Genomic DNA, 20,681 nt, shown 5'->3' with positions numbered 1-20,681 from the left:
TAGAATACTTATATAAATGCTTGAAACACTTCATTACCTAATAACATGCCTCTATGAGTTAATCTAATATAATGTTCATCTTCTTCTAACAAGCCTTTTCGTTGTTGCTCAATAATTTGACTATGGAACCTATCATGAATATCTTCATTAAATTTATTGAAAAAGGCTCCTTTTGACACCCCTTTTATTTTACGCAACCCGAGAAACATTTCTTCTTCCATTTTTTCCTGTTGCGTTACTTCATGACTCTCTGTCACTCCTTGTCCATGTCTAGCCACTTCTGTGATATATTTATTTAGTGGGCCTGCATTGGTTATTCTTTTCCCATCAATATAACTATGAGCACCAGCACCAAATCCATAATATTCCTCATTATTCCAATATGTTAGGTTATGCACACTCTCCATACCAGGCTTAGCAAAATTACTAATTTCATATTGGTTATATCCATGTTTTTTCATTTGTTCTATGACATGCTCAAACATTGTAACTTCCTCTTCTTGAGATGGAAGGTGTAATTTCCCTTTTTTTTGCAAGTTAAAGAAAACAGTTTTTGGTTCAACAATTAAGGAATATGCCGAAAAGTGGTCTACATTTAGAGAGAATGCCTCTTGTAAAGTCTCTTCCACTTGAGAAATTGTTTGTCCTGGTAAACTATACATTAAATCAAGGTTAACGTTGTTAAATCCTATCTCTTTAGCCCAATCTACTGACTTAAAGATATCTTCTTTGCGATGGGCTCGCCCGATCTGTTGTAAAATCTTATTATCAAATGACTGCACTCCAAAGCTGATTCTATTTACGCCAGCATCGTATAACAATTTTATCTTTTCCTTTGTTAATGTTTCACCAGGGTTCGCTTCAAACGTATATTCTAACTTATCATTCACTGGATTAATATATCGCTTAATACTTTCAAGTAACCTTTCAAGTTGTTTAATATTTATGGCTGTCGGTGTCCCTCCGCCAACAAATATCGAACGAATATCATTTGAAGGGTAGCGCTCTAGAGTTTGTTGTATCTCTTCTTCTAAAGAATTTAAATACTCATTTACTGGCTGCCCCTTTAAAAAAACTTTATTAAAATCGCAATAATGACATATATGCTCACAAAAGGGTATATGAATATACACTCCAGATGCCACTTCATCACTACCTTTTCCTTTTTAAGTTCAGCTTAATAATTCGTAAGCTGTCATACCACTCTGTCTGTTAAATTTATCTATTCCTAACTTCAACTTGAGTATATAGAAAAGCCGCAGAATTTTCTGCGGCAAGTAATATTATAAAGTACATTTACCTATGTGTTCAAATGGGTTGTAGATTTGTTATTTTTCTTCATCCATCTTTAACACTGCCATAAATGCTTCTTGCGGAACTTCGACAGATCCAACTGACTTCATCCGTTTTTTTCCTTCTTTTTGCTTTTCAAGAAGCTTCCGCTTACGGGATATATCCCCACCGTAACATTTTGCCAATACGTTTTTCCGCATAGCTTTAATAGTGGAACGAGCAACTACTTTAGTACCAATTGTAGCTTGAACAGGTACTTCAAACTGTTGTCTTGGTATTAATTCCTTCAGTTTTTCAACGATAATCTTCCCACGTTCATATGCAGAATCACGGTGAACAATAAATGATAATGCGTCTACTTGCTCTCCGTTTAATAAAATGTCCATTTTTACAAGCTTTGAAGCTTTGTAACCGATGAGCTCATAATCAAACGAAGCATAGCCCTTCGTGTTTGATTTTAACTGATCGAAGAAATCGTACACAATTTCTGACAATGGAATTTCATAAATTATACTAACTCGATTTTCATCTAAATACTGCATATCGATGAAGATACCGCGCTTATTTTGGCATAGATCCATGACAGCACCTACAAAATCATTAGGAACCATGATCGTTGCCTTAACATATGGTTCTTCTACTCGTTCAATACTTTGTGGATCTGGCATATTGGATGGATTATCAACTCGCACCTCGATACCATCTGTTAAATAAACTTGATAAATTACACTCGGTGCTGTTGTAATTAAATCAATCCCAAATTCTCGTTCAATTCTCTCTTGGATGATTTCCATATGCAATAGACCGAGAAATCCACAGCGGAATCCAAATCCAAGTGCTTGAGAAGTTTCTGGTTCAAATTGCAATGCCGAATCATTAAGCTCCAATTTCTCTAATGCCTCACGAAGATCATTATATCTGGCGGTATCTATTGGGTATAATCCACAAAACACCATTGGATTCAAGCGTCGATAACCTGGAAGCGGTTCTACTGCACTGTTTTTGGCATCAGTAATTGTATCACCTACACGGGTGTCACCAACATTTTTAATAGATGCTGTTAAAAAGCCTACGTCACCAACACTCAGTTCGTCCTGTAAAACGGCTTTAGGTGAGAATACTCCTACTTCGTTAACTTCAAACTCTTTTCCAGTTGCCATCATTCTTATTTTTTGACCAGGCTTTACTGTTCCTTCAACGACTCGAATATATGCAATAACTCCTCGATAGGAATCGTATAAAGAATCAAAAATGAGAGCCTTAAGCGGTGCTTCTGGATCTCCAGTTGGTGCTGGGACAGTTTGAACAACTTGTTCAAGTATATCTTCAATACCAATACCAGCTTTAGCAGAAGCTAAAACTGCATCAGAAGCATCCAAGCCGATAACATCTTCTATTTCTTGTCTTACTTTTTCAGGGTCGGCACTCGGTAGATCTATTTTATTTATTACAGGTAGTATCTCTAAGTCATTATCCAGTGCTAAATATACATTTGCCAATGTTTGAGCTTCAATACCTTGAGCTGCATCAACTACTAATACTGCACCTTCACATGCAGCTAAGCTTCTAGAGACTTCATAAGTAAAATCAACATGCCCTGGTGTATCAATCAAATGAAAAATATATTCTTCCCCGTCTTGGGCATTATATTTCAATTGAACGGCGTTTAATTTAATTGTAATTCCACGCTCTCGTTCAAGATCCATTGAATCTAACAATTGATCTTTCATCTCACGTTGGGCTAAAGCACCCGTCTTCTCCAATATACGATCTGCTAATGTTGATTTTCCATGATCAATATGCGCTATTATAGAAAAGTTCCGTATTTTTGATTGCCTATTTACTCTTTCTTTCTTGTTCATTTTAATTCACTCCTACCATTATCGGCACAACATACACTAGCATTGATTATATCAATTGCCAAACATACATTCAACAGGAAAAGCACAAGCAGCTTGTTTATCCCCGACAAGCACTGGAACTATTGCATATGAAAGCGTACTTTGCCTTCAGATGCAATAGTGAAGTGACCTCGAGGGGATAGGTGCTGAAGCTAGACATCAGGAAAAGCAGAATGCGACTGTTTATCGGCGACAAGCATAAGGCGAAACGGCTGGAAGGTCGCTTTATAACCTTCTGGACGGATTGACTTATGACCTCGAGCCGATGGCGCCTGGAGCTAGACTACAGGAAAAGCGGAAGCGCATCGTTCATTCCCGACAAGCACTGGAGTAAAATCACATGAAGGCGGTGTTTGCCTTCGGGTGATTTGGCGAAGTGACCTCGAGGGAATATGCGCTGGAGCTAGACTACGAAAAGCGCAAGGCGACTGTTTATCGGCGACAAGCATAAGGCTAAACGGCTGGAAGGTTGCTTTTTAACCTTCTGGACGGATTGACTTATGACCTCGAGCCTATGGCGCCTGGAGCTAGACTACAGCAAAAGCACAAGCAGCTTGTTTATCCCCGACAAGCACTGGAACTATTGCATATGAAGGCGTACTTTGCCTTCAGATGAAATAGTGAAGTGACCTCGAGGGAATATGCGCTGGAGCTAGACTACAGGAAAAGCGCAAGGCGACTGTTTATCGGCGACAAGCATAAGGCTAAACCGCTGGAAGGTTGCTTTTTAACCTTCTGGACGGATTGACTTATGACCTCGAGCCGATGGCGACTGGAGCTAGACTACAGGAAAAGCACAAGCAGCTTGTTTATCCCCGACAAGCACTGGAACTATTGCATATGAAGGCGTACTTTGCCTTCAGATGAAATAGTGAAGTGACCTCGAGGGGATAGGTGCTGAAGCTAGACATCAGGAAAAGCAAAAGCGCATCGTTCATTCCCGACAAGCACTGGAGTAAAATCACATGAAGGCGTTGTTTGCCTTCGTGTGATTTGGCGAAGTGACCTCAAGGGGATAAGGAAAGATCGGAAGGTACTTATTAATTCGCCACAAAGAAAAAACCATTCTTAATGTGAGATGGTTTAGTAATTGTACTTGACATGAAAAGCACGGTTACCGTGATTTACCTTCCATAATTTTCGCAAAGAGAGTATCAATCATTTGTAATATTTTCTGAAATGTATTACTTACCGCTTCCGCAATTGTTTTCCCCATTGATGAAAATAGATTAAAGGCTTTGATTTCAGCTAATTGCTGTTGTTTTTGTTTCAAATCATGACTCGTTGCTTCCAAACCTAGAACACTTGCCTCAAATTCCCCATTAGAGGTTTCTACAATTTCTAATGCACCTCGAAATGAAGGATCATCATACCCTTTCATCTCAATAATCCCACTATTGGCCTTCTGCATTCCTATCAAAACACCAAAAAGAAGGACCGTACATAAAAGAAAGCACTTCATCATGAATTTCCACATGATACTCACCCTCACAGACTTATTACGGAAGCACCGCTAAGCTCATATATAATAATCTAACTTCACCAGGATTAATGGTCTCACACTTAAGAACGTAAAACACTAATAAGGCTGTTTCCTCATCGATTTATCATGACATAAATACGTACATAACTAGAGTACGCGGCATCTTTTTTTCTTTACAACGCTAACTAACAATGTAAAACCACTTTTTTATTACTAATTTGATGACAATAGCAATAAAGTTTACAAAGAAATTTCTTTCATGAGAACGATGATTTAATGAACAATTAGATTGCATAAATTACTGTGCAGTTGTATCTGATTCGGTAGATACTTTCTCAGCTTGCCAATAATACTCACTGAAAACATCAGCAATAGCTGCTGCAGTACGGTTCAATTCCTCAAAGGTGTTGTCCACGCCGCCAAATTCTATAAGCATAACATTGTCCGATAGGTCCTGATTATACATGCCATTTTGTCCTTCTCCACTCCATTCAAATACCCCTCTACTTAGACCAGGATATTTTTGCTGTAACAATTGATGTAGGTCATCAGCGAGCTTAAGGTTACGTTCATAACGAGCATTATTTCCTCCAATAACAAAAGCGGTCTTAGCATATGATTTCCCATTAATCACATGTGTTGTTTGTTCTTTCCTATTAGCATCACGATGTATATCTATAAAATACTGCAAATCACGGTTATTTGTCATTGCACTTTGCACTAAAGGTTTGGATTGGTCATATGCCTGAAAGAACTTCAACTTGTTAGCGATTAATTGCCCCATTATGTCTGTCTGATCTAGCTGAACGCCTATCCCTCTTTTTTCCAACTCAGATGCAAGACGCTCACCAACTAAGGTAACATTAACTTCGGAATGATAAGCTTTATCCGGATCAGTTACCCCTTCAAGATGAGGCAAGTACGATTCACGACTATGTGTATGATAAATATAGACAACGTCTTTGCCGTTTGTTGTTAATACTGGGGGAGTTACTTTTTCAGTTCCTTCAGTTCCACCTTCCATTTCTTCCATATTTTGAACAGAAGCATCTCTTTCTGCTAATAATACCTCTATCGGAGGCGCTGATTCATAAGGTAAATTTGTATAATTAGTTCCATCACCAGCGACAATTATTTTACTGTCATACAATGCATAACCAGGTAATTCACTACCAAGCAAGCTCCGTGGGTCATCAAGGTTAATGCTCGTTGCCATTTCAAAAAGTAGAGAAGGGAAATTTGTTTCTGGTTTAGTTGATAAAATTTGAGAAAAATAATGATTTTCAAGTGATAATAAGTAAAGTAATGATTCACTAGTAAGGCTAGTTGTTAAATCGTTGATGGAAGATGACGAAATACGATATTTTGGCTTTAGCGATGTCAGTATTGCAGTAACCGAAAATATCATCATGCAGCCTAACATCATGATGATTATTGTTTTTTTTATATTAGATCCCTTTATTGTCATAACCATTCCTTGACCTCGCTCAAATCTCATGGGCATATCCCTCCAAAGCTTGTCTACTTAATCAGTATGAACAAACCTTGAGAAATAGAACCTTCCCCACCTTGAAGTGCATGTTTAAAGCTCAGTTTCTTTCGTACCATAGAACTTCCTCAATGTGTATACGCTCCTGCATTATCCTGATCAACCTGATCATGTAAAGCAGCATTTAAGCCTGATGCAATAACATTTGCCATATCTTCAATAAATACATCTACTTCTTTCGGAGTGACCATTAAGTTATGCCCTAGTGGTGATAGCACCTCATGAATTAATTTTCGCTTCTCATCTTCGTCTAGAGTACCAACCATCCCCATAAACGTTTGTCGATGCGTATCTTCCGGTAAATCTTCTTCTGTCAGCTTTCGTCTTTCCCCAAACGTCATTCCCGCAGGTGCGAGTGAACGAGATGGACGGCTTCCCTCTTTCATTTCTCTGCCAAAGTGTTTCAATATAAAGTCAACGGTGTCACTAGTAATTGAAACTGCATCAACAACTGTTGGGATACCAATTGCTATAACAGGAATGCCCAACGTTTCAATACTCAGTTCTTTACGCTTATTACCCACACCAGACCCAGGGTGAATGCCTGTATCAGAGATTTGAATTGTAGCATTTACACGTTCAATTGACCTTGCAGCTAATGCATCAATTGCAATAACAAAATCTGGTTGTGACTTTTCGATAACCCCATGAATAATATTACTCGTTTCTATCCCAGTTAAACCCATTACACCTGGCGCGATGGCACTTACTGATCTAAAGCCACCCTGGATACTTTCAGGTTGCAGCTTAAATAGATGTCTAGTTATTAACAAGTTTTCTACTGCTATAGGTCCTAACGCATCAGGAGTAACATTCCAGTTTCCTAAGCCAACGACTAAGCAACTAGCGTCTTTTTGAATGTTTAACTGCTGTAAAAAATTACTGAATTCATTAGCGAAAACTTCTTCAACATGCTGTTGTAACTCAGTATCCTGTTGTCTGATCCCTTCTGCTTGAAGAGTGACATAACATCCAGCTTTTTTTCCTACCGCCTTAGCACCGTCATTATTTATATCAACTTTCGTAACCTTTACACCGCCGATATCATTCTCTTTTACTACCACTCCATTGATTGATGATTGTTCCTTTGTCGCTTCTTCCCTCGCATTGCTTTCTAATGCCATTTCATGAGCTTCTATTGCTAAATCGGTTCGCACAGAATACTTACTTACGTCTAATTGAGACAAAAAGAATGCACCCCTTTTTTTCAAATCGATTTATAATCTAGTTTTACCACCAGTCAATAGAAACATTCATTGTCGAATAAGTATTGCATTATTAGTCCTCGTTTGATAGAATATCATGTGTTCTAATGTAAGTGATATGTCGAGTTTACATCATCTCGATTGTTATTTTTGGGAGGTGAAATACATGCCAAATATTAAATCAGCTATTAAACGTGTAAAAACAGGCGATAAGCGTCGTGCTCATAATGCTACACTTAAATCTGCAATGCGCTCTGCTGTTAAAAACTTTGAAGTACTTGTTGACAACAAAGACGTTGAAAATGCGCAAGCTGCATTTGTATTAGCTTCTAAAAAGCTAGATAAAGCTGCAAGCAATGGGATTATCCATAAAAATGTTGCATCCCGTCAAAAGTCTCGCTTAGCAAAAAAATTAAACAGCATTACTGCTTAATAACATGCGATCCTTTTAAAGGGTCGTTTTCTTTTATAAAGGCTCTTTGCTCAAGGTTAATAAATAGCCATTTATAATACTTTGAATGCTAGTTTAAGCATAGGGGTGCAGTCCCCATAAAAAACAAGCTTGACCATCTTATACACGATGTCAAGCTTGTTTTTCGTAAACTTTGTTGCTAGCTGCACTAAACATGATTGGGAAGTATGTTTTATAAGATTTTTTAGCCTTTATATCAGAAAAGATGCCACGAGTGATGCTGTATTTGTGTTTATTTCCTAGAAAAACAGCCATCGTTAAAAATACTCTATGAATGTATGTTATGTAGAATCAGCTGTAAATGCGTTTAATGTATTTGCTCTTGTAATGACATAATAAATAGTTCTAAAATCAATTGTTTATCTACATTACCAACTTTCATATTGTAGTCTGCTTCTGCTAGTTGACCGATAATTCCTTTTAATTCTTGATCCCCAAAGAGCTTAGCCTGTCCAGCAGCAAGCTTTACGCGATATGGATGAACTTTTATAATAGATGAAATTTTTTGTTGGTTATAGCCTTGCCTAGCTAATTCTTTCACTTGATATATTAAGCGAAACTGGTTTGATACTAAAGACAATATTTTTATCGGTTCTTCCTTTTGCTCGATTAAATCAAATAAAATTTGCATTGCTTCAGCTGGTTTTCTCTGAACAATAAAATCTATTAGTGTAAATATATTTTGTTCAAGTGTTCTAGCTACAAGTAATGTTACTGTTTCATGTGATATATTTCCACCAGGTCCTACGTATAATGCTAATTTATCAATTTCAGTTGTTAGTAGCATAAGATTCGTACCTACTAAACGTAGCATTTCTTCCACGGCCTCATTTTGAATGAGCACTTGAAATGATTCTGCCCTTTCCACTATCCATTTTTGAAGCTCTTGTTCTGTCAACGTGTTAGCTACAAGTAATTCCGCTTTTTTCTTTAGTAATTTAGTAAGCTTTTTTCTCTCATCTAATTTTTCATATGGAGCATAAAATACTATAATTGAAAAATCTGCTGGCTGATTTATAAAAGATTCCAGTTTTTTTAAATCATGTTCGATTTTACTCTTCTCACTAGTCAAGAAAGTAGGATTGTTAAATATGACGATTTTTTTGTCACCAAAAAACGGATATGTTTCTGCATCTTCTATCCCAGCTTCTATAGGAGTTTCCTCTAAATTATATGTAGACAAGTTAAATTCTCTTTCTTCATTCTTTAACCCGTGAGATATAAGTAATTTTTTTGTCTCATTGAGTAAATATGTCTCTTTTCCATATAATAAGTATAAGTTGTTAATATTCTCTTGTTTAATTTTCCTCCATATGTCAAGTGCCATTTTTTCTCTCCGATCTACGTTCGAAATGGTTCTCTTCATATGGTAAAAGTATTTTCCCACTTTTACAAGTGGCAATGGGAACCGATCTCCCAAAACGACCAATTCCCAGTTTATATGAACGTTACAGCATAAGCCCCGAGTCACTTATATTGTAACGATATTAATTTGTATGAATATCATTCCCGTATAAATTAAGAACTATTTGTGACAACTCTTGTCATTGTAGGAAAACAAACTAATGAATGTAGATTTTTTATGAACTTTCGCTTATACTATTATTGAATTAGGGGGGGTATTTTGTGAATCAATTTGAAGAAAATGTCCAAAGTAAGCGAAACGATGCTGTAGATTCAGGAGTTGGGTTTATCGTATCTTTCGGATTTTTTGCAACTATGTTTATCATTGCTACTGTAATCAAACTTGTAGGTTCTTAATAACCACCTCATCACACTTGAGACTGTCGTATGACAGTCTTTTTTTGAGGCTGTGTTCGCATTGATTTTTTTCGTACATAGAAATAAACAGCTTACTTTAAAATAACTGTTAAGACTGCTTAGAAGAGATAATATTGGAGCGGCCTACGTTTTCTTAATTTATGTTATGGTAATGTTGTGTAAAAGGTTCCAGTTTCATTTGTATATGTGTATATGATTGCTCCGTGTTTATCTGTTCTAAATATACGAATATTTCTTATAGCTAAACGATCTATTACCTTTTCATGCGGATGATTAAATTTATTATTTTTGCCAGCGGATATTAATGCAATTGATGGGTTGATGACTGAAAGGAATTGTTCTGTAGTTGAAGTATCGCTACCATGATGACCAACTTTCAATACGTTACTTGATAAATTCGGAAAGGATCTAATAAGTGACAACTCTCCTTCCGCCTCTAAATCTCCAGTAAAAAGCCAATTTAAACCACCGATAGAGGTGAAAATCACAATTGATTGATTGTTCTCATCTATTTCTGTTCCACTTGGTGATAATACATAAAATGTATACCCATGATCTAGCCATTGATCACCTTTTTTCACTAAAGTTATATGTGCATTTGAAGATAGTGCTTTTGCAACTAATTCCTTTTCAAAATTAGTGACAAGCTTTGTATTAGACAATACTACTTCGTCTATGTCGATGTTTTCAAACAACGTAAACGCTTCTCCTGCATGATCCATGTCACTGTGAGTTAAAATTAATTTATCAATTTTTCTAATACCCTTTGCTTTTAATAAAGGTAATATTACATCTTCACCTACTTGAAAGTTGTTACTCTTCTGTTGCCATAATTCTTGAGTAAATGGAATAGAACCTCCTGTATCAATTAAATAAACCGACTTTCGATTTGGAAGTGTAATTAATATACTGTCGCCTTGACCAATATCAAGCATTATGACTTCCCCTTGGCTGCTAAAAAAATACCAGTTCCAGTTAAACAATACTACAATGAAAAATATACAAACCGGAACGGTTAACCTTCTCCAAGTCCCTTCTTTCTCTAAATATGTAAAGAACAGAATAATACTAAATGCATACCCAAACATAACGATTGTAGTTGGTCTTCCAAATGTAAGAGATGATATTGAAATACTGGATAACAAAGAAACAAACTCATTTGCATTATTTAGAGCAAAAGAAAGGCATAAATCAAGCAACTTACCTATTGATGGATAAATGAAAAAACTGGTTAATGTTATAAATGACAAAGGGAGAATAAACAAAGAAAAAAATGGTACGAATATAAGGTTTAGAAGGATACTAAGGGGAGATAATTCATAAAAATTATATACAATAATTGGTAATGATGATAATTGAGCAATTACTGACACACATAATAATTGGGATATCCTATTCTTTCTGCGCCCGATAATTTTGCTGGCTGAAAAAATCAATGAATAAGTAACGATAAATGACAACTGAAACCCAACTTCAAGTAACTGATACGGATCGATGAGTAACATACATAAACAAATGATACTTAGAATATTGATGATGTGGACTTTTAATGACAATTTAAAGGCTAAGAATACACACCATGCCATTAAACCTGCCCTCATTACCGAAGGTGATCCTCCTGCTACAATAATGTATACAGGGATGATAATTAGTAGTAAATTAGTCATTGTTTCACGTGTTATGCCAATCCTCAAGCCTATTAAATATATGAAACCTGTCACAAACCCAACGTGTAGTCCTGAAATGGCTAACAAATGAACGATACCTAATTTCTGATAAGAGGATAACACTTGTTCATCTATAGCATGTCGATATCCATATATTAATGCTGTAACGAACCCTGACGATGCGGTAGAAAGATTGTCCATCGTAAACTTGATACCTTTTTGTCTCATTGATAACATGTGATCATACACCGTCATACCATCTGTGGAGCATTGAGTTAATTGAATGCTTTTTGGTTTAAGAATCCAATGCACTCTGTGGCTTCGCAAATATGATTTATAATTAAATTCATAAGGATTTCTACCATTAGCTGGTTCTTCAAGTGTCCCTTCTAAATAGCACTTCATACCTATTTGTATAGAAGATAAAGCTTCCTTCTCCATTTTAGAGCTTATTTTATATCGTAATAACAGTTTTTCCTTATTTGGAAGTTTGACTGTTGTCGTTAACTGGTTACCATTAATTTGAATATCCGAAGTAAATTTAATAATAAATCCGGTAGCTGTTGAAGAGATGTTACTTTTATTTTGTTCATCTATATAAGTTGAATAAAGGAAGAAAAAAATGTACAGTGCGAAGAAAATAACGGCTGTAGTAAATTTCTCTCTAATAAATACGTAAACAACATAAAGGAGTAAACAAAACAATACGGTAGGATGTAATGTGTGATATGAGGTTAATATCCCTAATACAGCTGCTATTAAAGCATATATGTAACTTTTGTTCATAAATACCTCCTTAATACGAAGGTGTTATTAATAGCTCATAACATTCTAGCTCTTAGATACAAATACAGGTGGAGAGCGGTCTCCACCTACTACGTTCTCCATTTGTGTCTGACTGATTTTCAAGGCTTGGCTATTTACACATATGAGGTAAACAGCTTATTTGTCTCATCATGTAGCTTACTAATTTCTTTATTATCTAAACCTTCATCAGCCAACCTCTTAATTAACGAGGTGACGAATAACAGTTTTTCTTGATTTTTTAAATCAATAATCATTTCATCTACTTCAACTTGATCGACCAATATATTAGACTCTTTAAACATTTCTAGTGCATACGGATGGTTTTTATAATCGTTCGCATAATATACTGCCTTTATTCCACTTTGTATAAGCGCTTTACAGCACTGTAGACATGGAAAATGTGTAACATAAATTTCAGCACCTTCTGTAGGAACCCCAAATTTAGCACATTGTAAAATAGCATTCATTTCTGCATGAATCGTCCTCACACAGTGGTTATCAATTACATAACAACCCTCATCAATACAATGTGTGCCACCTGCTATAGATCCATTATATCCACCAGCAATTATCCTCTTATCCCTTACAATTGTGGCACCTACAGCAAGCCTTGTACAAGTACTTCGCAATGCTAGTAAATGACTTTGTGCCATAAAATATTGATCCCATGAAATGCGTTCCATAAAGACTCCCCCAATATGTTCAATATATCAATAGTGTAATGAAAGATGTGTAGATTCGTCAATTTTCGATATCATGCTTTTTGAATACTAATAACAATCAATCGTAGAAAGTATTTTTATAAACAGTAAGCTTCTCAACAGCTTTTTCTGTTGTTTTTTGTGGTTGTTTTTCTACTAAGAAATTCGAGCCAGTAATTCTACTTTAAAATGCTGATCATTGCGTAACAACCTCGTATAATTATTTAATACAGCAATCATAAAATAATTTATGATAAGGTCATCACAATTTCATCCATTTACCTCACTACTACGTATTCAAGCAACTTTTCTAATGATTTTTCACCAATTCCAGATATTTTTAACAAATCTTCAACCGCTTGAAATGAGCCGTACTCCTCACGATACGATATAATCGCCTCAGCCTTTTTACCTCCAATTCCTGGCAAAGATTCTAATTCAGCCATCGTGGCACGATTTAGATCTACTTTATCTTTTTCTTTTTCCATTAATGAATATTGTAAATCATACCCCTCCTCCCCTTGCTTAGGTACATAAAGAACCATTTCATCATAAACCAATTGTGCCAAGTTTACTTTAGACATGTCTGCTAACTCTAATGCTCCTCCTGCCTGTTCAATAACATCCATTACCCGAGAGCCTTCTGCCATTTCATAGACGCCCTCCGATGTGACGGCTCCTTTTATATCGACATATATCACATGAGATACTTCCGTGCTACTTTCTGCAATCGGTTTGTCTTGTTGCTCCAAAAAAGATGGTAAACTACTGTCAACGATAGCTGTTTCATCAGGTCTCGTTATCATATTAACAACAATACCAGTCAAAATAATTAAAATTATTAAAGCAACAAACCAATACTGCTGATATTTTCTTAGAAATTCCATTATTAAGCTCCTTTCAATTCAGTCATAAATTAAAAATAAAAATCATATTGTATATGAGAGATATTGTTACGTCAGGAGGGGATATTACAATGAATGTAGGGATTATCGGTACCGGAAATATGGGCAAGGTGTTAATTGAGGCATTTATTGAATCAAAAGCTCTATTACCATCAAAACTGTGTATATTCAATCGAACGATTGAAAAAGCAGAAAAAATTAAGATAAACTTCCCTGAAATAACAGTTACTTCTGATGCTGAAGATGTCATAAACCAGTCAGATATCATTTTTATTTGTGTTAAGCCACTACAAATTCACCCCCTTTTACAACAAATTTCACCTTGTTTAACACATAATAAATGTCTCGTTTCAATAACTAGTCCAATATCAGTACATCAAATTGAATCTATGGTAAACTGTCAAGTTGCAAGGGTTATTCCAAGTATTACAAATCGAGCGTTTTCTGGAATTTCATTAATATCCTTTGGCGAAAGTTGTAGCCAGCATTATATATCCTATATTAATTACTTATTTTCAAATATATCTGAACCCGTTCTCATTGAAGAACAAGTGACCAGAGTAGCATCTGATATAGTAAGCTGTGGACCAGCATTTTTCAGTTATTTAATACAGAGATTTATCGATGCGGCTGCAAATGAGACGGAGATTACGAGAGAGCAAGCAACTACTTTGGCGACAGGAATGATAATTGGGATGGGTGAGCTTTTACAAAAAGATATTTTCACTTTACAAACGCTTCAGGAGAAGGTATGTGTAAAAGGCGGTGTTACTGGGGTAGGTATCGCAGTATTAGAAAAAGAACTAGGCGACATGTTTGAACATTTATTTCAAAGCACCCATGACAAGTTTTGTGAAGATATAGAGGATGTTCATAACCAATTCATTTAATTATTCTACATTTTAAGCAAAATCCCTTCAAAATTTTTTCATTTGGTTTCAAAGGGTCAGACTGTATTCAGTCTGACCCTTTGATTGTATGTAACAAGTTTTATTTTTTTGCCACAAAAAATATTCTTTCTGTCTGTTCATTCACTGGTTCAACGGTAAAATCTCCACTGATAGACAGTACAGTAAATCCTGCTTGAACAAGCCACTGTTCATATTGATCTATTAAAAACGTACGTTGCGTATGAGTTTCATCATAGCGTGCATATAACTCTGTATCTTCTTCCCTCACAAAAAAGGCTAGGTCGTGCTCTACACTATTCGCAAGTTCACCATCAAAACACTGCCAAATATAACTAATGTCTTGTTCATGGTGTGCAAAAGTGTGTGTTGCTATATAGTTACTGATTTTACTTACAGAGTGAACATCAAACATTAACAAACCACCATCTTCTAGTTGATTATATACATGGTGGAAGGTTTGTTCAACGTCTTGTTGTTCTATTAAATAATTTAAAGAATCACAGAATATAAGAACGCAATCAAATAACGGGAACCCTGATAATTCCTTCATATCTTTTTGTATAAATGAGATCGAATGTTTATTGGACAATGACTTCTCCAAAGCTACAGCTAGCATATCCTCTGACATATCTACACCCGTAACATCGAATCCTTCATCTGCTAATCGGATGGATAATTCCCCCGTACCACAAGCCAAATCAAGTATTTTGGGACCAATTCTATACTTTGTTATATTTTCTTTCGCGAACTTCAGCCATAAATCATAGGGGGCATCTTTCATTAAGCGGTCATAGTAATATGCAAAATGATTGTATGTCATTGACTTAGCTCTTGTTGTAGGTCTACCCTCTGTGCATCTCCCCAAAGCTTTTCAAGATTATAATAGCTTCTTTCATCCTTGTGAAAAATGTGCACTACAACATCTCCAATATCTATTAAAACCCATCGAGCTTCATCATAGCCCTCGAGTCGTTTAACCGTATAGTCTTGTTCTTCAACAAGATCTTTAATTTCCTTTGCAATTGCTTGTATTTGTTTTTCAGAATTCCCTTGGCAAATTAAAAAATAATCAGCAATAAGTGAAATACCTTGCATATTTAAAGCTACAATTTGCTCTGCTCTTTTATCATCTGCACCTTTGGCAGCAAGTAATAACAAGTCATGATTTGTCATATTTTTGGTCCTCCGTTTTTTTCATAAGTAAATCGTTATACGTTAATAATGTATCCGGATAAATTAACTGTTTTTTGTTCATTAAAAACATCATCGTGTTATGCAAAGCCTGAATGACAGCATCATCTAAATTTTGAGAAGCTATAGCTCTTACTTCTTCTACACCAGGAAAATGCCTGCCAGGTTCAATATAGTCAGCCAAAAAGATAATTTTTTCAAGTAAAGTCATATTTTCTCTACCAGAAGTATGATATTTTATCGCATCAATGATAGCTAAATCTTCAATACCTACTTCTGTTTGTACTAGATAAGCCCCTACTGGTGCATGCCATAGTTCATTATGAAAGTGCAATAAATTTTGATTCATTTTTTGCTCAATGATGATTTTTTTCATTTCTTCTTTCGATCTAAATTTTGCATAGTCATGAAAGATAGCAGCTAATTCACACTGCTTTTGATCACAATCGTACCGCTTTGCTAATTTAAGTGCAGTTTCCATAACGCCAATCGTATGTAGATAACGATGCTCAGTTAATTGTTCTTTTACAATTTGTAAAGCTTCTTCACGTTTCATATAACCTATTCTCCGCAATATATTGTCTAACCTTACTCGGCATAAGATAGTGAGTCGTCTTGCCTTCTTTTAATCTCTGTTGCAGCAATGAAGAAGAAACATCAAACTGTGGAATTACTACTTGTAGTATAGGGTAATTCGTGTTCAAATCATATTGCTCCCTTTTGACACCTACAAATGTTACTAACTCCAGTAGATCATTGATTTTATACCATTTAGGCAAATATTCCACCATATCAGCACCAATAATGAAATAAAACTTGTAATCACTATACTTTTCAATCAATGTCTTCATTGTATCATACGTATATGATACTCCTTGTCGGTCAATTTCAATCGTATTTAGCTTAAATAACGGGTTATCTTCAATTGCGAGTCGCAGCATCTTAAGTCTATCTTCACTACTTGATATATATTTATGTTGTTTATGTGGAGGTGTATACGTTGGCAAAAACCAGACCTCTGATAAATGTAGCTTATCTAAAACTTCATTTGCTATTAATAAATGTCCATTATGAGGAGGATCAAATGTCCCACCAATAATTCCTACTTTTTTCATACGTAACTAACCCTATGAAGGCAGTTTAATTTGCTTGTTATCTCTTGATTCTTTATATAATACGATCGTGTTACCTATTATTTGAACTAATTCAGCCTTTGTACCATTCACTATATCTTCAGCAACTACGTTGCGATCATCTTCACAATTTTGTAGTACACTTATTTTTAATAGTTCTCTTGCTTCTAGTGCTTCACCAATTTGTTTATTCATGTTTTCATTAACCCCACCTTTACCTACTTGAAAAATTGGAGTTAAATGATGAGCTTTTGAACGTAAAAATCTTTTTTGTTTTCCTGTTAGCATGTTGTTCCTCCTAGTTTATTTAACACAATATTTTTCATGCGATCTGTATTTGGAAACATACTGGTCCACGTTTCAAACGCTAGGGCGCCTTGGTAAACAAACATATCTACGCCGTTTTGGACCACTGCTCCATTGTTTTGTGCTTCTGTTAACAATTTTGTTTCAAGTGGATTATAGATAATGTCAGATACGAAATGGTTCTTATTAATGTTTTTTGTACTTATAGGTACAGCATTGGTTTGGGGGCTCATACCTACAGATGTAGTATTAATAATAATGTCATAATGATGTATGCGTGTTTCGGCTTCATGTAAAGTCAACGCCGATGATTGTACATCAAACTGACATTGTTTTACTAACTCTACTGCGGTAGTCATCGTTCGATTGCAAATGTCTATGGTCTGCACTCCATGTTTTGCGAGTGAAAAATAGATCCCTCTAGCAGCTCCACCTGAACCAATGATTAATATCTTTTTGCTATTTAATTGTGATGTAACCATATTAGCTAAAGCACGAACATAGCCTGGTCCATCGGTATTATATCCAATTAATCTTCCATTATTATTTACAACTGTATTTACAGCGCCTATTTGCTCAGCTAGTTGATCAATATCATCTAAGTACTTCATGATACTTACTTTATGTGGTATTGTAACATTAAAACCAGCAATTTGTAGAGCTTTACACCCTAATATTGCATTCTCTAAATTTTCTGGTTCAACATGAAACGCTTGATACTTTGCATCTATCTCTAAATTAGCAAAAGCATCATTATGCATTTGTGGTGACAATGAATGAGCAACTGGACAACCAATTAGTCCAAATAATTTTGTCACTTTTCCTCATCCCCTATTAAAATCTATTTTTAAAGCAGGCTGTATTTGCATTTGTTGTTTGTCGTCGTAAGAAATTGCCACATACATAACAAGCGTTCGTAGCATCCTTTTCTGTAAAACAATGACATGAGCAACAAAGTTTACGAAAAAAGACCCTAAATTAAAGTTTAAACACAACATAGTCTATTAGCATCATTTTATCTTGGTTCAAAAACTGTTCTATTTCAGTAACGAATACAACAAAGTTTGTGAAATATACTTAATGTTTAAAGATTTATATTCATTTCGCATTAACTGTTTCATGTGCAACTTCACATAAATTAAAGCAATTGTCAATGATTATATTAGTGACTTTCTAATTGATACACCCACACCTTTCGGTACATGCGCACAAATTGTTAAGCCTGGCTCATCTATAGTTATCCAACCTAAACCAGAAAATACTATATCCATTTTTCTTTCTTTAATCGTAAATTCATGAGCGATTAGGGGTGGAAATTCATCAACATGTTCCTTTCGCGGAGGTTGTAAAAGGTCCCCAGCATGCTTTTTATATAAATCATCTGCATTTTCAAGCTTTGTTCTGTGTATTGCTAAATCATTGGAAACGTAACAAACAAATGATGTTCTATTTCCTTTTATAAAGTCAAAGCGTGCTAGACCTCCAAAATATAAAGATTGGCCCTCATTAAGCTGATAAACCTTTGGTTTGATTTCTTTTTTAGGCGAAATAATCTTTAAATCTCGCTTATCAACAAAATGAGCCATTTGATGATGATTTATAATTCCAGGTGTATCGTATAGAGAAGAGCCATCATCTAATGGTACTTCTATCATATCTAATGTAGTTCCAGGAAATTGAGAAGTTGTTATGACATCCTCATCTCCACTAAACTCTTTAATTACTTGATTAATGAATGTAGATTTACCTACATTTGTGCAACCGACAATATATACATCTTTACCATTTCTATATTGTTCAATCATTTCTGCAACTTCACGCACACCGTGACCTTTTGTAGCGCTAATTAAATACGTGTCAATCGGCTGCAAGCCTAATTCTTTAGCTGATTGCTTCATCCAATTGATCACCTTAGTATGTTTCACAGACTTTGGTAATAAATCAACTTTATTACCGACTAGTAGAATATTTTTATTGCCCACAAACCGGTGTAACCCAGGTAACCAGCTGCCGTTAAAATCAAAGATGTCAACAATTTTCACAACTAATCCATCTGTTTTACTAATTCCATTTAGAATATTTAGAAAATCATCATCTGTTAAGGATACATCTTGAATTTCATTATAGTGTTTTAACCGAAAACATCTTTTACAAATAATATTTCCTTTATTTAGTGCACCCTTTGGTGCATAACCGATTCCATCAGGATCAATTGTTTGAATGGTTACGCCACAGCCGATACAGCTAATCCGTTCATTTTCCACTTATTTATTCCTCCCAATAAAGCATGCCTTTTCGCTTCATCCAAGCTAAAAGTTGTCTTTCAATTTTACGATTAATTCTAGTGAAAAAACCATCTGTTTGTGCAACAGGTACGACAAGAATCGTGTGATAGCCTCCTCTATTCCCACCTAATATATCTGTTAATAGTTGATCTCCAATAACAACAGTTTCTTCTTTTAAAATCTCCATGCTTTTTTGCGCTTTTCCAAATGCACGTTTTAAAGGTTTCCTTGCTTCAAATATGAATGGAATATGCAAAGGATCTGAAAAAGATTTTACCCTTTTTTCATTATTATTTGAAACGATTGTAACTTTAATGCCGCTTTCCTCCATATCATTAAACCATTCAATTAACCTCGGTGTTGCATTCGGACGGTCCCATTCCACTAATGTGTTATCTAGATCCGTTATCACACCTTTAATTCCTTTTTCCTGAAGGTGTTGCGCTTTAATATCTAATACACTTTTCACGTGTTCATTAGGTAGAAAATGTCTAAGCAATTCAGATACCACCTTAATCTTTTGATTGTCTCTATATAACCTTATTATCATACCTAATTTTGTGTTTAGTTTCAAAACAATCTTTTATTGACATTTTGTCAAATGTTGTTTTATTCAATAATTAGCAAAAAACTTTTCGACAAAATATTCCCAATAAAAAATGTGGATAATTTTATACACATTATACATACTGATTTAACGCCCCTAAAGAAACTTATGAACAACTTACCCACAGGTTGTCCACCTCAAACTGTGGATAACAGAACGGTTGTTCTCTACATTTATTCATGTTAAAGTGAAGATAATCTAATCAACTTACCATAATATGTTTACTCCACATCATTTAGAACTCCAAAAACTATTTTCCTTTAAGCGTTTGTAAAAACGATGACTACTATACCTACTTACATTTAATAAAGGCTGTTTTCACATTGATGACCGCTGTTCGTCTTTAGAAAATCACAACCAACATCTTTTAAAGATGAAAGTCGCATTCGCATCACCTTGCTGTTTTACTAGGCTAAAAGTTTACAAAAGAGCCTAAAAAAAGATGACTTGTTTAGGAGGTGACATGCCAATTTGGCAGCTGAT

Annotated in this window: 20 protein-coding genes; 3 read left to right on the top strand and 17 right to left on the bottom strand. The window is 35.3% G+C overall.

Going from position 1 to position 20,681, the window contains the following annotated elements:
• Nucleotides 1-8: 8 nt before the first annotated feature.
• The 5 genes from hemW to gpr form a co-directional block, all read right to left on the bottom strand.
• Complete coding sequence (gene hemW, locus V1503_RS15650; protein WP_410628085.1) at nt 9-1,145, bottom strand: radical SAM family heme chaperone HemW; 1,137 nt, start codon at nt 1,143-1,145, stop codon at nt 9-11.
• Between the two features lie 183 nt (nt 1,146-1,328).
• On the bottom strand, nt 1,329-3,155 hold the full coding sequence (gene lepA, locus V1503_RS15645; protein ID WP_214480326.1) for a translation elongation factor 4: 1,827 nt from the start codon (nt 3,153-3,155) through the stop codon (nt 1,329-1,331).
• 1,153 nt (nt 3,156-4,308) lie between these two features.
• Nucleotides 4,309-4,659: a YqxA family protein gene (locus V1503_RS15640; RefSeq protein ID WP_496113369.1), complete on the bottom strand. Its 351-nt coding sequence runs from the start codon at nt 4,657-4,659 to the stop codon at nt 4,309-4,311.
• A gap of 316 nt (nt 4,660-4,975) precedes the next feature.
• Entirely contained in the window at nt 4,976-6,175 is a 1,200-nt protein-coding gene (gene spoIIP / locus V1503_RS15635; RefSeq protein ID WP_410628083.1) for a stage II sporulation protein P, read from the bottom strand.
• A gap of 119 nt (nt 6,176-6,294) precedes the next feature.
• Nucleotides 6,295-7,413: a GPR endopeptidase gene (gpr, locus tag V1503_RS15630; RefSeq protein WP_410628081.1), complete on the bottom strand. Its 1,119-nt coding sequence runs from the start codon at nt 7,411-7,413 to the stop codon at nt 6,295-6,297.
• A gap of 184 nt (nt 7,414-7,597) precedes the next feature.
• Here gpr and rpsT point away from each other — a divergent pair, with 184 nt between their 5' ends.
• Nucleotides 7,598-7,864, top strand: a complete 267-nt coding sequence (gene rpsT, locus V1503_RS15625) for a 30S ribosomal protein S20 (protein WP_214480331.1) — start codon at nt 7,598-7,600, stop codon at nt 7,862-7,864.
• Between the two features lie 346 nt (nt 7,865-8,210).
• On the opposite strand, the gene holA is transcribed toward rpsT, so the two are convergent.
• Nucleotides 8,211-9,230 carry a DNA polymerase III subunit delta gene (holA, locus tag V1503_RS15620; RefSeq protein WP_214480453.1) on the bottom strand — a complete coding sequence of 340 codons (1,020 nt, stop codon included), beginning with the start codon at nt 9,228-9,230 and terminating at the stop codon, nt 8,211-8,213.
• A 299-nt stretch (nt 9,231-9,529) separates the two neighbouring features.
• Here holA and V1503_RS15615 point away from each other — a divergent pair, with 299 nt between their 5' ends.
• On the top strand, nt 9,530-9,664 hold the full coding sequence (locus V1503_RS15615) for a YqzM family protein (RefSeq protein WP_214480333.1): 135 nt from the start codon (nt 9,530-9,532) through the stop codon (nt 9,662-9,664).
• A 164-nt stretch (nt 9,665-9,828) separates the two neighbouring features.
• On the opposite strand, the gene V1503_RS15610 is transcribed toward V1503_RS15615, so the two are convergent.
• From V1503_RS15610 to V1503_RS15600, 3 genes are all read right to left on the bottom strand, one after another.
• A complete protein-coding gene (locus V1503_RS15610) occupies nt 9,829-12,138 on the bottom strand; it encodes a DNA internalization-related competence protein ComEC/Rec2 (RefSeq protein WP_410628078.1) in 2,310 nt (769 codons plus the stop codon).
• A gap of 134 nt (nt 12,139-12,272) precedes the next feature.
• Nucleotides 12,273-12,842 carry a ComE operon protein 2 gene (locus V1503_RS15605; RefSeq protein ID WP_214480335.1) on the bottom strand — a complete coding sequence of 190 codons (570 nt, stop codon included), beginning with the start codon at nt 12,840-12,842 and terminating at the stop codon, nt 12,273-12,275.
• A 296-nt stretch (nt 12,843-13,138) separates the two neighbouring features.
• Nucleotides 13,139-13,747, bottom strand: a complete 609-nt coding sequence (locus V1503_RS15600) for a helix-hairpin-helix domain-containing protein (RefSeq protein ID WP_214480337.1) — start codon at nt 13,745-13,747, stop codon at nt 13,139-13,141.
• A gap of 89 nt (nt 13,748-13,836) precedes the next feature.
• Between V1503_RS15600 and comER the strand changes: the two genes are divergently transcribed.
• Nucleotides 13,837-14,655 (top strand): late competence protein ComER, encoded by an 819-nt coding sequence (gene comER, locus V1503_RS15595; protein ID WP_320256811.1) that lies wholly within the window; start codon nt 13,837-13,839, stop codon nt 14,653-14,655.
• Nucleotides 14,656-14,755: 100 nt separating this feature from the next.
• On the opposite strand, the gene V1503_RS15590 is transcribed toward comER, so the two are convergent.
• The 8 genes from V1503_RS15590 to V1503_RS15555 all read right to left on the bottom strand — a co-directional run bounded on the left by V1503_RS15590 (nt 14,756) and on the right by V1503_RS15555 (nt 20,090).
• A complete protein-coding gene (locus tag V1503_RS15590) occupies nt 14,756-15,496 on the bottom strand; it encodes a class I SAM-dependent DNA methyltransferase (RefSeq protein WP_410628075.1) in 741 nt (246 codons plus the stop codon).
• Nucleotides 15,493-15,849, bottom strand: coding sequence for a ribosome silencing factor (gene rsfS, locus V1503_RS15585; protein WP_214480343.1), 357 nt, complete (start codon nt 15,847-15,849; stop codon nt 15,493-15,495). The genes V1503_RS15590 and rsfS overlap by 4 nt, the downstream gene beginning before the upstream one ends.
• Nucleotides 15,836-16,423 (bottom strand): bis(5'-nucleosyl)-tetraphosphatase (symmetrical) YqeK, encoded by a 588-nt coding sequence (gene yqeK, locus V1503_RS15580; RefSeq protein WP_320256809.1) that lies wholly within the window; start codon nt 16,421-16,423, stop codon nt 15,836-15,838. The genes rsfS and yqeK overlap by 14 nt, the downstream gene beginning before the upstream one ends.
• Nucleotides 16,413-16,982 carry a nicotinate-nucleotide adenylyltransferase gene (locus V1503_RS15575; RefSeq protein ID WP_410628072.1) on the bottom strand — a complete coding sequence of 190 codons (570 nt, stop codon included), beginning with the start codon at nt 16,980-16,982 and terminating at the stop codon, nt 16,413-16,415. Before V1503_RS15575 ends, yqeK begins: the two co-directional genes overlap by 11 nt.
• A 12-nt stretch (nt 16,983-16,994) precedes the next feature.
• The gene (gene yhbY / locus V1503_RS15570; protein ID WP_320207845.1) at nt 16,995-17,288 is read right to left on the bottom strand and encodes a ribosome assembly RNA-binding protein YhbY; all 294 of its coding nucleotides are present in this window, start codon (nt 17,286-17,288) and stop codon (nt 16,995-16,997) included.
• Nucleotides 17,282-18,124, bottom strand: a complete 843-nt coding sequence (aroE, locus tag V1503_RS15565) for a shikimate dehydrogenase (RefSeq protein ID WP_214480348.1) — start codon at nt 18,122-18,124, stop codon at nt 17,282-17,284. The genes yhbY and aroE overlap by 7 nt, the downstream gene beginning before the upstream one ends.
• A gap of 339 nt (nt 18,125-18,463) precedes the next feature.
• Nucleotides 18,464-19,570, bottom strand: a complete 1,107-nt coding sequence (gene yqeH / locus V1503_RS15560; RefSeq protein WP_214480349.1) for a ribosome biogenesis GTPase YqeH — start codon at nt 19,568-19,570, stop codon at nt 18,464-18,466.
• Between the two features lie 4 nt (nt 19,571-19,574).
• Complete coding sequence (locus V1503_RS15555) at nt 19,575-20,090, bottom strand: YqeG family HAD IIIA-type phosphatase (RefSeq protein WP_410628068.1); 516 nt, start codon at nt 20,088-20,090, stop codon at nt 19,575-19,577.
• Between the last annotated feature and the right edge of the window lie 591 nt (nt 20,091-20,681).

Source organism: Nanhaiella sioensis, assembly GCF_046557775.1.
Classification (GTDB): domain Bacteria; phylum Bacillota; class Bacilli; order Bacillales; family SM2101; genus Nanhaiella; species Nanhaiella sioensis.
This window is presented reverse-complemented; position numbering and strand designations above follow the sequence as displayed.